The organism is Sphingorhabdus sp. (assembly GCF_050921905.1).
Taxonomy (GTDB): Bacteria; Pseudomonadota; Alphaproteobacteria; order Sphingomonadales; family Sphingomonadaceae; genus Sphingorhabdus_B.
In genome coordinates, this window is sequence record NZ_CP050888.1 from 53795 (window position 1) to 66279 (window position 12485).

Here is a 12485-nt window from a genome sequence, read left to right on the forward strand (position 1 = left end):
TGACAGGTGCGTCATCCCCGAAATAGCTTTGCTTCGCGTCCGCCTTTGCATTGCTGCGTAACATGATGCGAAGTCCCCCGATCAAATGTAACGAAAACACATGCGATAAGAGCGGGTTAATGAAATTCCGATGAATGTCAATTTTGGGGTTAATGCACCTGTCCCCTAATTACGGGGATGACGTAGCTGTTAGCGCAATTCCTTTAGTCGATGCGGAAGATATTGAAGTGGCGCAGCACCCGTCGCCCCAGCGCAGGCTGGGGCCTATCGCGTCTGTCGGCCTGCCCATACACACGTCATAGGCACCAGCCTTCGCTGGTGCGACGGCGTTTTGTGCTGAACGGGTTATTTCGGGGATGAAGCAGCTGAAATTCCGATGACAGGTGCGCCACGCCCGAAATAGCGTTGTATTATGGCGGTAGTTTGCTCCATGCGCTTTTCCCGCACTACTAAACGTCATTCCCGCGCAGGCGGGAACCCAACTCCCGCGCAAGAATGCACTATCACCTTTGCTGAAAATGTCGCTGTCATGAGTTGGGTTCCCGCCTACGCGGGAATGACGAGGAATTACCGAATTACCGTGACAGAGGAACTACCGTAACAATTACCATAACCCCTAAACAGCTTTCGCTTGCAATGTAGGATTTGGTTTGAGATTTTGTGCTTCACGCCCGCATTTGTTGCGCGACCGGCTCTTTGAACATGTTGACCCCCAGCCCGCGCTTTCGGACCCGGTAAGCCAACGTCGCAAAGTTGGGGTAAGTTTACAGAAATACCCCGTTTTGCGTATATGTTTGTAAACTTAGGCACCGGATTGACCGAATTACCGTGAAAATCACCTTATCCCCGTCATACACAAACCGCGTGATGCCAGATGCGCCGCCGCTGGTTTCTTTGGATGCCGCTTCGTTTATTGCCAGCCTTCCAAGACTTGGTCTGGCGGTCTGTGGCCGTCTGCCCACATGCGGATGTTTGCAATCACGCGCTCGCCCGACGCCTCTCGCCCTTCAAAGGTCGCGCTGCCCAGATGGGGGAGCAATACGACATTGGGAATGTTGAACAATCGCGAGTCCACCGCTGGCTCATGCGTATAGACATCCAACCCGGCCCCCGCGATACGGCCCGTTTCCAAGGCATCAATCAACGCGTCCTCGTCAATCAACTCCCCACGCGAGCTGTTGATGATATAGGCGTCCGTTTTCATCTGCGCGATGCGGTGGGCGTTGATGATCTTGTCGGTTTCTGCGGTTAACGGGCAATGCAGGGTGATGATGTCCGACCGCGCCATAAGCCGGTCAATGTCGGGTTCAAAAATGATACTCAATTCATCCTCGACGCTGGCGGGCAAGCGATGGCGTTTGTTGTAGATGATGTTGAGGCCAAAGGCCCTTGCGCGCATCGCCACAGCTTCGCCAATACGGCCAAGCCCGATAATGCCCAATGTCTTGCCGCCAATCCGGTGGCCAAGCATGCCCGTCGGGCTCCAGCCGCGCCATTCGCCGTTGCGCATAACACGCTGGCCTTCGCCAAGGCGGCGGGGGACGTTGAGGATGAGCGCCATCGTCAGGTCGGCGGTATCGTCGGTGAACACGCCGGGCGTGTTGGTGACCATGATGCCCTTCGCCTTTGCGGCGGCCAGGTCGATATGGTTGACGCCCGCGCCATAGCTGGCGATCAGCTTGAGCCGGGGCGGGGCGGCGGCGACGATTTCTGCATTGATGCTGTCGGTGACCGTTGGCACAAGCACGTCGCAACCGGCCATTGCGGCGATCAATGCGTCACGGCTTAATGGGGTGTCGTCGGTGTTGAAGCGTGCGTCGAATAACTCCGCCATGCGTTTTTCAACCGCAGGCAGCAAACTGCGTGTAACGCGGATGGACGGACGTTCGATGCGGCTAAGTTCTGGCATAGGCTGACTAAAGCCGAATTTGTGGCTAGGTCAAGACAGGATGGTTGCACTCCCCGCAACGCTTGCCGTATAAGATGCAAACGATGGTAAACAATATGGCCAAGCAGAACAAATCGATATGGCGTTATGGCGCAGTGGCGCTTGCGCTTTTGGGTTCGGTGTCTGCCGCTGGACAGACGCAGCGCAAGCCGCCTTATTGGGCGTCGATACAAAAGCCCGAAGCCCGCATGCGCACCGGGCCCAGCACTGAATTTCCAGTGACATGGGTGTACAAAAGGCAGAATTTGCCGGTGAAAGTCGTCGCGGTCCACAGCGTCTGGCGCAAGGTCGAGGATCCCGATGGGGAACAAGGCTGGCTGCACGTGCGGCTTTTAAGTCCCCAGCGGACCGCCATCGTTATTGGTAAAGACAATGGCGCATTGCGGGACTCGCCGCAAGCCAGCGCGCATATTTCATGGCGCGTTCAGCCCGGTGTGGTCGGAATCATTGAGGAATGCGAAAAGGGCTATTGCCGTTTTGAAACCAATGGTCGGTACGGTTATATCGAAACGGCGCGTATTTGGGGCGATGAAGCGCCCTAAGCCGTGAAGCTTACGCTTCGACGCGCTCTGCGAGAACCGTCAGGCCGCCTGCGTTCACCTCGGCAAAACCACCTGCGATCATCAGGCGCTCCGGCGTTGCGCCTTGCGTCTTGTAAATCTCCAGCGCGGCGTCGTTGCGCAGCGTGCTCATCATCGGGCTATGGCCCTCCAACACGCCGAAATCGCCCTCAGTGCCCGGAACGACAACCATATAGACATCGTCCGAGCGGTAGAGCTTCTCAGGGGTTACGAGTTCGAAGTGTAATGGCATCAGTCTTTTCCCAACCTTCCCCTCTCCTTTGGGAGAGGGTTGTGAAGACTTAGCGCCGTAGCTTTCGCGAAGGCGGTTAGTCGTAGCTGGGTGAGGGGGAGTGCCCAATCGTCAGGGCTGAACCCCTCATCCAACTTCGCCTAAGCTGCTACACAGCTAAGGCTTCGTATCCTTCTCCCAAAAGGAGAAGGTAAATGCTTACGCCGCTTCCGCAGCCATTTTGGCTGCTTTGGCAACCGCTTCTTCGATTCCGCCGACCATGTAGAAAGCGGATTCGGGAAGATGGTCATATTCGCCATCGACGACTGCCTTGAACGATTTCACGGTGTCTTCGACCTGAACAAACTTACCGGAAATGCCGGTGAAGACTTCGGCAACATGGAATGGCTGCGACAGGAAGCGTTGGATTTTACGTGCGCGGGTTACGGTCAATTTGTCGTCTTCGGACAATTCGTCCATGCCCAAAATCGCAATGATGTCTTGCAGTGACTTATATTTTTGCAGCGTTTCCTGAACGCGGCGGGCGGTGTCATAATGCTCCTGGCCAACAACGGCTGGTGTCAAAACGCGGCTAACCGAGTCAAGCGGGTCAACGGCGGGGTAAATGCCAAGCTCCGAAATTGCGCGGTTTAGCGTGGTCGTTGCATCCAAGTGGGCAAATGACGTTGCTGGTGCAGGGTCGGTCAAGTCATCTGCGGGAACGTAAATCGCCTGAACCGAGGTAATCGAACCCTTGGTGGTTGAGGTGATGCGTTCCTGCAACTGGCCCATGTCGGTTGCCAAAGTTGGCTGATAGCCCACAGCCGATGGGATACGGCCGAGAAGCGCGGACACTTCGGAACCGGCCTGCGTGAAGCGGAAGATGTTGTCTACGAAGAACAATACGTCCTGGCCTTCTTCATCGCGGAAATATTCCGCCATGGTCAGGCCCGAAAGCGCAACGCGGGCACGGGCACCGGGAGGCTCGTTCATCTGACCGAAGACCAACGCAACCTTTGAACCTTCTGGGGTTGGGTTGCCGTCGGCGTCCTTGGCGATAACGCCGGCGTCGAGGAATTCGTGATACAGATCGTTCCCTTCGCGGGTGCGCTCACCCACGCCAGCAAACACCGAAACGCCACCATGGCCCTTTGCGATGTTGTTGATCAGTTCCTGAATAAGAACGGTCTTGCCAACGCCGGCGCCGCCGAACAGGCCGATCTTGCCGCCCTTTGCATAAGGCGCAAGCAGGTCGATGACCTTGATCCCGGTGACGAGGATTTCGGCTTCGGTCGACTGGTCAGTGAACAAGGGCGCTTCTGCGTGGATCGGGTTGGACTTTGCCGCGCCAACAGGGCCGCGCTCGTCAATGGGCTCACCAATCACGTTCATGATGCGGCCAAGCGTCATTGGGCCAACGGGCACAGAAATCTGCGCGCCGGTGTCGCGGACTGGCTGACCACGGGTCAGGCCTTCGGTCGCGTCCATCGCGATGGTGCGGACGGTGTTTTCGCCCAAATGCTGCGCCACTTCAAGGACCAAGCGGTTGCCATTATTGTCGGTTTCAAGCGCCGACAAAATCGATGGCAATTGGCCAGTGAAGGTGACATCGACAACAGCGCCGATGATCTGGCTGATACGGCCAGTTGCGCCAGCAACGTTGATGGCGGTCTGGCCGGAACCTGCCTTAGGGGCGGAGGCCTTGGTTGCAGCGGCCTTTTTCACAGGTGCCTTTTTGGCGGCTGCGGCGGGTGCTGCGGCCTTTGGAGCGGCGGTCTTCTTCGGGGCGGTTGCCATTTGCTTCTTCCTTGCCTTTGGATGTCGTTAAAGCGCTTCTGCGCCTGCGTTTATTCTGTTGCTACAATGCTTCCGCACCAGCAATAATTTCGATTAATTCCGTGGTAATCGCTGCTTGACGCGTGCGGTTATATTGAATGGTCAGCTTGTTGATCATGTCGCCCGCGTTGCGCGTTGCGTTGTCCATGGCTGTCATTTTCGAACCTTGCTCCGACGCCGCATTTTCGCGGTTTGCGCGCAACAATTGAACCGCCACGTTACGTGGCAGCAATTCGGCGAGAATTTCTTCTTCGTCGGGTTCATATTCCACTGTTGCGGACAAGCCGACCGTGTCGCTTTCGTCCGCGCTTACTGCAACGGGCATCAACTGGATCTGCGTTGGCGTTTGCGTCAGCACATTTTCAAACTTGCTGAAGAACAAATGCGCGATGTCAAAATCCCCGGCTTCAAAACGCGCGGTCAGATCTTCGCCCCAAGCTTGCACATCGGCAAAGGTCAGCTTGCCCAGATCGCCCGGTTCAATGCTGTGGATGATATCGCCACGGAACGTGCGGCTCAACTGATCGCGGCCCTTTTTCCCGATGGTGTAGAATTTGACGGTCTTGCCCTCGGCCTTCAACGCCTCTGCCTGACGGCGGGCGAGGCGGACGATATTGGTGTTAAACGCGCCGGCAAGGCCCTTGTCGCTGGTCGCGACAACAAACAGATGCACGTCGCTCTTGCCTGAGCCTGCAAGCAGCTTTGGCGATTGTGGGCCAACAGAAACCTTGGACGCGATGCTCGACACCACTGCCTCAAGCCGCTCGGCATAAGGGCGCGATGCTTCGGCCGCTTCGGTCGCCCGACGCAACTTCGCAGCGGCGACCATTTTCATCGCCTTAGTGATCTTCTGGGTCGACTTGACCGAGTTGATCCGCATTTTGAGGGCCTTCAGAGACGCCATCTAACTTCCTCACTTTCGTCATTCCCGCGTAGGCGGGAATCCAACTCCTGAACTATAGGCCTGAACCAAGGGCTCAGGGGCTGGCCCCCCGCCTGCGCGGGGGTGACGGTTAAAATAGGTTACGCAAAATTCTTCGTGAATGTATCCAGTGCCGCCATCAGCGCTTTCTTGCTGTCGTCGCTGAAGTCGCGGCTGTCGCGGATCGTCTTCAGGATGCTCGCATGGTTGGCGCGCAAGTCGGCAAGCATTGATTCTTCGTAACGGGTCACGTCGGTGACAGGAATGCCATCGAGATAACCGTTGGTGCCGGCAAAGATCGACGCGGTTTGCTCTTCAAACGGAAGCGGTGAGAATTGCTTTTGCTTCAACAATTCGGTCAAACGTGCGCCACGGTTCAAAAGCTTTTGCGTCGAGGCATCAAGGTCGGAACCGAACTGCGCGAACGCCGCCATTTCGCGATATTGTGCAAGCTCAAGCTTGATCGAACCCGATACCTTCTTCATCGCCTTTGTCTGTGCCGCCGAACCAACGCGGCTCACCGACAGACCCACGTTAATCGCAGGACGGATGCCTTGGAAGAACAGGTCGGTTTCGAGGAAGATCTGACCATCGGTGATCGAAATCACGTTGGTTGGGATATAGGCCGAAACGTCGCCAGCCTGCGTTTCGATGATCGGCAATGCCGTCAATGAACCACCGCCATTGGCGTCGGACATCTTCGCGGCGCGCTCCAGCAAGCGGCTGTGCAGATAGAAAACGTCACCGGGATAGGCTTCACGGCCCGGAGGACGACGCAGCAGCAAGGACATTTGGCGATAGGCCACGGCTTGCTTTGACAAATCATCATATACGATCACGGCGTGCATGCCGTTGTCGCGGAAAAATTCGCCCATCGCAACGCCGGTGTAAGGCGCGAGATATTGCAGCGGTGCAGGCTCGGAAGCGGTTGCGGCAACGACGATGGAATATTCCATCGCGCCTTGTTCTTCCAACGCGCGGACGATCTGCGCCACGGTTGAACGCTTCTGACCCACAGCAACGTAGATGCAGTATAGCTTCTTCGATTCGTCGGTGCCCTTGTTGACTTCCTTCTGGTTGATGAAGGTGTCGATGGCAACAGCGGTCTTACCCGTCTGACGGTCGCCGATGATCAATTCGCGCTGGCCACGGCCAACGGGCACGAGGGCGTCAAGCGCCTTGAGGCCAGTTTGTACAGGCTCCGAAACCGATTGGCGCGGGATGATGCCGGGCGCTTTGACTTCAACGCGGCTGCGTTGCGTGGTCTTCAATGGGCCCTTGCCATCGATGGGGTTGCCAAGGCCGTCAACAACGCGGCCAAGCAATTCCTTGCCGACAGGAACGTCCACAATCGTGCCGGTGCGCTTTACAACGTCACCTTCACGGATTTCGCTGTCTGACCCGAAAATAACAACACCAACATTGTCCGCTTCCAGGTTCAGCGCCATGCCCTGAATACCATTGGAGAATTCGACCATTTCACCAGCCTGGACATTGTCGAGGCCATGAATACGGGCGATGCCGTCACCAACCGACAAGACGCTGCCGACTTCCGAAACCTGTGCTTCGGTGCCGAAATTGGCGATCTGGTCCTTAATGACCTTGGAAATTTCTGCGGCGCGGATATCCATGTTGCTACTTAGCCTTTCACCGACGGCGGATGCCGTCAGCCTTTCATCTGGTTAGCGAGGGTGTTCAAACGGGTTTTAATCGAATTGTCGATCATCTGGCTGCCGATTTTTACGGTAAGCCCGCCAAGAAGCGACGGATCGACTTTGGTCTGGATGGCGACATTACTGCCGACGCGTTTTGTAAGTGTGGCCAATAATGCCTTGGTCTGCGCCCCGCTCAATGCATGAGCGGAGGTAACTTCGGCAGTGACTTCGCCGCGATGTGCCGCAGCAAGCGTTGAAAACGCGCGGGCAACGGAGGCAGTTTCGTTCAAGCGACGATTGTCAGCGAGCACGCCCAATGTCTTGGCGGTCAGGGCATCCAGCTTCATTGCTTTTGCAACAGCGGCAATGGCTTTCTTCGCATCAATACGGCTGAGTACAGGATTGCTGGTGAGTGCTTTTAGTTCAGCCGATTCGGTCACGGCTTGGGCCATCGCGCGCATGCTCTTTTCAACGGCATCAATCGCCTTTGCGTCGCGGGCCAGTTCAAACAATGCCGTCGCGTAACGGCCAGCAAGACTGGCCTGAATATTAGCGCTTGTGCCGCCGGAATTATCCACGCGTCGAATTCCTAAAATGTGAGACTGAAAAACTTACCGAGCGCACCAAGGAGTTGCCCCCTCTTTGGCGTCGGGCCGCGCCTAGCAGGGGTTTTGTTGCGATGCAAGATGGCGATTGTCGCTTGTGCAACAGGAATCGTGATATGGCGCTTTCGATGCTCTTTACCACGACCTGCAGAGCCCATTATCCTGAATTTCGTGCCTTCGTCATCCTGAAACAAGTTCAGGATGACGACAGGGCGGGTGTGAGGGCTAGGATGACGATACGGCGGGTTCGGCCAATGGTGCGAACCCTGTGTCGGCGCTCATTCCCTGCCACCGCGTTATTCGCTCTAAAGCGGGCAGGGCGGTCTGTTTTAAGTGTAGGCCAGTACCCATTTTTTAAGGATAAAGCGCCCGGACAAAATAGAGCCCTTCGGGTGGTGCATTTTCGGCCAGAGCTGATCGGTCGGCGGCATCGAGCGCAGCTTTCAAGTCTGCCGCTGTCCAGCGGCCAAGTCCGACGGCGACAAGGCATCCGACCATGGAGCGCACTTGATGGTGCAAGAAGGACAAGGCCGCTGCCTCGATAATCACATGCCGCCCCTCCCGCCGCACATTGAGGCGGTCGAGCGTTTTGACGGGGCTGGCGGATTGGCAAGCGGTGGAGCGGAAGGTGGTGAAATCATGCAGGCCGACAAGTATCTGCGCGGCGTTATGCATTGCATCGGCATCCAATTCCGGTCCGACGCGCCAGACGCGACCCTTTTCCAGCGTTAGCGAGGCACGGCGGTTGAGGATGCGATATTCATACGCCCGGCCAATGCAGCTATAGCGCGCATGCCAGTCGTCGGCGACTTCTTCGCATGCCAGTATCGCGATGGGGTGCGGGCGCAAATGCGCGTTTATGGCCTCCATCAAGCGGAAGGCGGATAGGCCTTTTTCCACATCAACATGCGCGCGCATGGCGAGCGCATGGACACCAGCGTCGGTGCGGCCCGCGCTGTAGACCAAAGTTTTTTCGCCAGTGGTTTTGAATATCGCCTCTTCGATCGCGCCTTGGACCGAGGGGCCATGGTCCTGCCATTGCCAGCCCATATACGGGCCGCCGTCAAATTCGATGGTAAGCGCGAAGCGAGTCATGTCAGGGTAGCATATATGTTGGGGCGACGGGGATTTGGATTCACGCAGAGGCGCATAGGTCGCAGAGCAATGCTTCTCCCTGCGTCATGTTGAACTTGTTTCAGCATCCATCGTGCCACACAGACCGAAGGGGTAAGAGGCAAATCGCCCTCCCCACACATACCGTCGCTCCTGCGCAGGCTGGAGCCTATGGTGCCGTGCCGCAATACACCGCGCTTGATCGATAGGCGTGATAGACCCCAACCTGCGTTGGGGCGACGAATGGCGATGTTTGGGGTGAGAATAGTCATGACAGGGTCGTTCCGACTGGAATCGCCTTGCCGCGCAGCAAGTCGGCGGTGGGCATAACAGGCTTGCCTGCGCGTTGGATGCGCGTTGGGCGGATGGCGTTAATGCCGCAGGCGATGGTGAGTTGGTCGTCGATAATCTCGCCTGTCGCGCCGTGGGCTGCGACTATGTCTGCCGCCAAAACGCGGTAGCGGTCGCCGTCAAATGCGAACCATGCGCCCGGCGTGGGGTTGAAAGCACGGATTTGGCGTTCGACCGCGGCAGCGGACAGGGAAAAATCTAGCTTCGTTTCCGCCTTGTCGATCTTGGCGGCGTAGGTGACGCCTTCTTGCGGCTGCGCCACGCAGGGAAATGCCCCCAAATCGGCCAAAACCCGGACCATTAGCTCCGCCCCAAGCTCCGCCAGCTCCATAGTAAGCTGGCCCGTCGTCTGGTGCCCGATTTCGATTTCCGTCGTCGCGCGGACGGGGCCAGTATCCAGTCCGGCCTCCATCTGCATGACCATGACGCCACTATTGGCGTCACCCGCCAATATCGCCCGCTGCACCGGCGCGGCTCCCCGCCAGCGGGGCAGCAATGATCCATGGACATTCAGGCAACCATGCGCAGGCGCTTCCAAGACCGCAGGCGGCAATATGAGGCCATAAGCAGCGACGATGGCAACATCGAGGCCCAGTGCAGCAAAATCAGCCTGTGCATCCTCCTGACGCAGCGACAAAGGGCATCGAACGAGCAGACCCAGTTCCTCAGCGCGTTGTTGCACGGCGGACGGGGTAAGTTTCTTGCCGCGATTGGCAGGGCGCGGCGGCTGCGTATAAACTGCGACCACATCATGCCCGGCGGCTACCAACGCATCGAGCGTCGGCACGGCAAATTCGGGAGTTCCCATGAAGGCAAGACGCATCGTCACTTTTCCTTTGTTCAAAAGCCCCCTAAGACCCGGCGCATGGCATCGCAAGAAATAGACGCACTCGCGCAAGCATTGTCGAAACTGCCGGGGCTTGGCCCACGGTCGGCGCGCCGCGTCGTTCTGCACCTGATGAAAAAGCGCGAGAGCGTCTTGCAGCCGCTTTTACGCGCGTTGGAGCAGGTCGAACAAAGGCTGGTAGTGTGTGACACCTGCGGCAATATCGACACAGGCAACCCATGCGGCATTTGCATCGATCCGCGCCGCGACATCCGGTCCATCTGTGTGGTCGAGGATGTATCCGACCTATGGGCGTTGGACCGTTCGCGTCTGTTTCCCGGGAAATATCATGTTCTGGGCGGTCGTTTGTCCGCGCTTGATGGTGTTCGGCCAGAGGACCTCAAAATAGACGGATTGGTTAGCCGCATTGCCCACGGTGGCATTGATGAGGTGGTGCTGGCGATGAACGCAACGCTTGAGGGGCAGACCACGGCGCATTATCTGGCCGAACGGCTGGAACAATTCCCTATTCGCCTGACCCAATTGGCGCATGGTGTGCCAGTGGGCGGGGAACTTGATTATCTCGACGATGGCACTTTGGCGCAAGCATTGCGTGCGCGACGACCCGTCGGTTGATTTATCCAAAGACCGTCCCTATTTGCGACCCATGGCTATATTACCTATTCTTGAAGTGCCTGACCCGCGGCTGAAAACCATCTCGAAGCCTGTCGAGAGTTTTGGTGATGATTTAAAAACGCTCGTCAATGACATGATCGAGACGATGTATGACGCGCCCGGCATTGGCTTGGCCGCCATTCAAGTGGGTGTGCCAAAGCGCCTGTTGGTTATCGACTTGCAGGAAGATGCAATGGAGGGCGACGCGCCTATTCGCAACCCGCGCGTTTTTGTGAACCCCGAAATCCTGGACCCGTCCGACGAACATAGCCTGTATAATGAAGGTTGCTTGTCGGTCCCCGACCAATATGCCGAGGTCGAGCGCCCCGCCCAAATCCGGGCGCGCTGGCAGGACCTGGATGGTAAGCTGCATGAAGAGACCATGACTGGCCTGATGGCGACATGTCTACAGCATGAAATGGACCATCTGGAAGGCATATTGTTCATCGACCATCTGTCGCGGCTAAAGCGTCAGATGGTGTTGAAGAAGATCGAAAAGGCCCGCAAAATGGGCGGCGGTCATGTGCATGGCCCCGATTGCCGCCACTGATGCGGTAAATACAGCGCCCCACCCAAGACGGGATGTCGTTATTTTGCGAACTGTGACGGGGCTGCGCTAACCGTTACAAACTTGCCCGCCTGGATTTCCTGCACCTCAAGCATACGGTCGGTCATTCCATTAGGGTTGAAGCGGAACGCGCCGTCAACGCCGATGAAACCCTGAGGATCGGTCAGTTGTCCTATGGGAAAGCGTGTGCCCGGACGCCAGTCGCGGGCGACGCGGGCCACCAGCAGCACCGAGTCATAGCCCAGGCTCGATAGACGCAATGGTGCTTTGCCAAAACGGGCGCGATATTTGGTGGCATATTGGGTGTAGAGCGTGTCCGATACACTTGCGAACCAGGCGCCATACATGGGCGAACTACCCGCAAGCGTGCCGTCGATATTCCACAAATCGGTGCCCAAGATTTTGGCCGTGCGAAGCCCGCTGCGGCGCAGCGCAGGCACAATTGCCATCGCAGCCCGCCCGCTGTCGGCAACCAATATGGCATCAATCGGGCCCATCTGTGCCAGACGACGGGCGGCGGCATCGGCAGACGCGGCGGTACCATTTGATTCCTGAATACCCAATAATATGCCGCCGGCAGCCCTTACGGCTGTCGTTATGTTCGATTGCGCACGTTGTCCGTAGACATTCGATGAAACGACAGCGGCAAAGCGGTTTATGCCTTGTGACTTGGCATAAAGCACCACGCGTTCAATCGATTGGTTCGGCAAATGGCCAAGCAAGAACACATTCTGTCCGGCAACGCCCACATCGTTGGAGAAGCTGATGATGGGCACGCCCGATGGACGCGCAATTTCTGCGACCTCAACCACATTGTCACCGCGCAGCGGGCCCAAGATGACCTTATTTCCATCCGCAATCGCGCGCTGTGTCGCGGCGGCCACACCAAGGCCGGTGTCATACGTAACCATGCGGATGTTGGTTACTTTGGTATCTGCAAGCGCCAGTGCCGTCGCATTGGCAATCGACTGCCCCACGTCTGCATCTGGACCGGTTACGGGCAACAAAAGGGCAACGCGGTGCATCCCGTCCGATGGCTCAGCAACTACCGTTGGTGGGGCTTTGCTGCGCGGAACTGTGTTACATGCCGCCAGCAAGATAAGCGACGTCAATAGCAACAGCTTTGAGATTGGGCCTGCTAAAGCTTGCGGCTGCGCGCCCGTTACGGCAATGGATGAACTCATTTTGGGTTCC

The 12485-nt window shown here is 57.2% G+C and carries 13 protein-coding genes; 4 read left to right on the forward strand and 9 right to left on the reverse strand.

Annotated elements, in window-relative coordinates; genetic code table 11:
- Positions 1-910: 910 nt before the first annotated feature.
- On the reverse strand, positions 911-1909 hold the full coding sequence (locus HEQ18_RS00280) for a 2-hydroxyacid dehydrogenase (protein ID WP_432815064.1): 999 nt from the start codon (positions 1907-1909) through the stop codon (positions 911-913).
- An 83-nt stretch (positions 1910-1992) separates the two neighbouring features.
- Here HEQ18_RS00280 and HEQ18_RS00285 point away from each other — a divergent pair, with 83 nt between their 5' ends.
- The gene (locus HEQ18_RS00285; protein WP_432815065.1) at positions 1993-2490 is read left to right on the forward strand and encodes an SH3 domain-containing protein; all 498 of its coding nucleotides are present in this window, start codon (positions 1993-1995) and stop codon (positions 2488-2490) included.
- 10 nt (positions 2491-2500) lie between these two features.
- On the opposite strand, the gene HEQ18_RS00290 is transcribed toward HEQ18_RS00285, so the two are convergent.
- The 5 genes from HEQ18_RS00290 to HEQ18_RS00310 all read right to left on the reverse strand — a co-directional run bounded on the left by HEQ18_RS00290 (position 2501) and on the right by HEQ18_RS00310 (position 7731).
- Positions 2501-2761 (reverse strand): ATP synthase F1 subunit epsilon, encoded by a 261-nt coding sequence (locus HEQ18_RS00290; protein ID WP_395614718.1) that lies wholly within the window; start codon positions 2759-2761, stop codon positions 2501-2503.
- Between the two features lie 198 nt (positions 2762-2959).
- Complete coding sequence (atpD, locus tag HEQ18_RS00295) at positions 2960-4537, reverse strand: F0F1 ATP synthase subunit beta (RefSeq protein WP_432815066.1); 1578 nt, start codon at positions 4535-4537, stop codon at positions 2960-2962.
- 61 nt (positions 4538-4598) lie between these two features.
- Positions 4599-5480: a F0F1 ATP synthase subunit gamma gene (locus HEQ18_RS00300; protein ID WP_432815067.1), complete on the reverse strand. Its 882-nt coding sequence runs from the start codon at positions 5478-5480 to the stop codon at positions 4599-4601.
- Positions 5481-5599: 119 nt separating this feature from the next.
- Positions 5600-7129, reverse strand: coding sequence for a F0F1 ATP synthase subunit alpha (gene atpA, locus HEQ18_RS00305; RefSeq protein WP_432815068.1), 1530 nt, complete (start codon positions 7127-7129; stop codon positions 5600-5602).
- Positions 7130-7164: 35 nt separating this feature from the next.
- Entirely contained in the window at positions 7165-7731 is a 567-nt protein-coding gene (locus HEQ18_RS00310; protein WP_432815069.1) for a F0F1 ATP synthase subunit delta, read from the reverse strand.
- Positions 7732-8026: 295 nt separating this feature from the next.
- On the opposite strand from HEQ18_RS00310, the gene HEQ18_RS00315 reads away from it, so the two are divergent.
- Positions 8027-8116: a hypothetical protein gene (locus HEQ18_RS00315; RefSeq protein ID WP_432815070.1), complete on the forward strand. Its 90-nt coding sequence runs from the start codon at positions 8027-8029 to the stop codon at positions 8114-8116.
- On the opposite strand, the gene truA is transcribed toward HEQ18_RS00315, so the two are convergent.
- Together truA and fmt are read right to left on the reverse strand one after the other, a co-directional pair.
- Positions 8113-8853 (reverse strand): tRNA pseudouridine(38-40) synthase TruA, encoded by a 741-nt coding sequence (gene truA, locus HEQ18_RS00320; RefSeq protein ID WP_432815071.1) that lies wholly within the window; start codon positions 8851-8853, stop codon positions 8113-8115. The two genes, HEQ18_RS00315 and truA, sit on opposite strands and share 4 nt — an antisense overlap.
- A gap of 286 nt (positions 8854-9139) precedes the next feature.
- Entirely contained in the window at positions 9140-10045 is a 906-nt protein-coding gene (fmt, locus tag HEQ18_RS00325; RefSeq protein WP_432815072.1) for a methionyl-tRNA formyltransferase, read from the reverse strand.
- Between the two features lie 42 nt (positions 10046-10087).
- On the opposite strand from fmt, the gene recR reads away from it, so the two are divergent.
- Together recR and def are read left to right on the forward strand one after the other, a co-directional pair.
- The gene (gene recR / locus HEQ18_RS00330; protein WP_397605322.1) at positions 10088-10684 is read left to right on the forward strand and encodes a recombination mediator RecR; all 597 of its coding nucleotides are present in this window, start codon (positions 10088-10090) and stop codon (positions 10682-10684) included.
- 31 nt (positions 10685-10715) lie between these two features.
- Positions 10716-11273 carry a peptide deformylase gene (gene def, locus HEQ18_RS00335; protein ID WP_397605321.1) on the forward strand — a complete coding sequence of 186 codons (558 nt, stop codon included), beginning with the start codon at positions 10716-10718 and terminating at the stop codon, positions 11271-11273.
- A gap of 38 nt (positions 11274-11311) precedes the next feature.
- Here def and HEQ18_RS00340 read toward each other — a convergent pair whose 3' ends face one another.
- Complete coding sequence (locus HEQ18_RS00340) at positions 11312-12475, reverse strand: penicillin-binding protein activator (RefSeq protein WP_432815073.1); 1164 nt, start codon at positions 12473-12475, stop codon at positions 11312-11314.
- Positions 12476-12485: the final 10 nt, after the last annotated feature.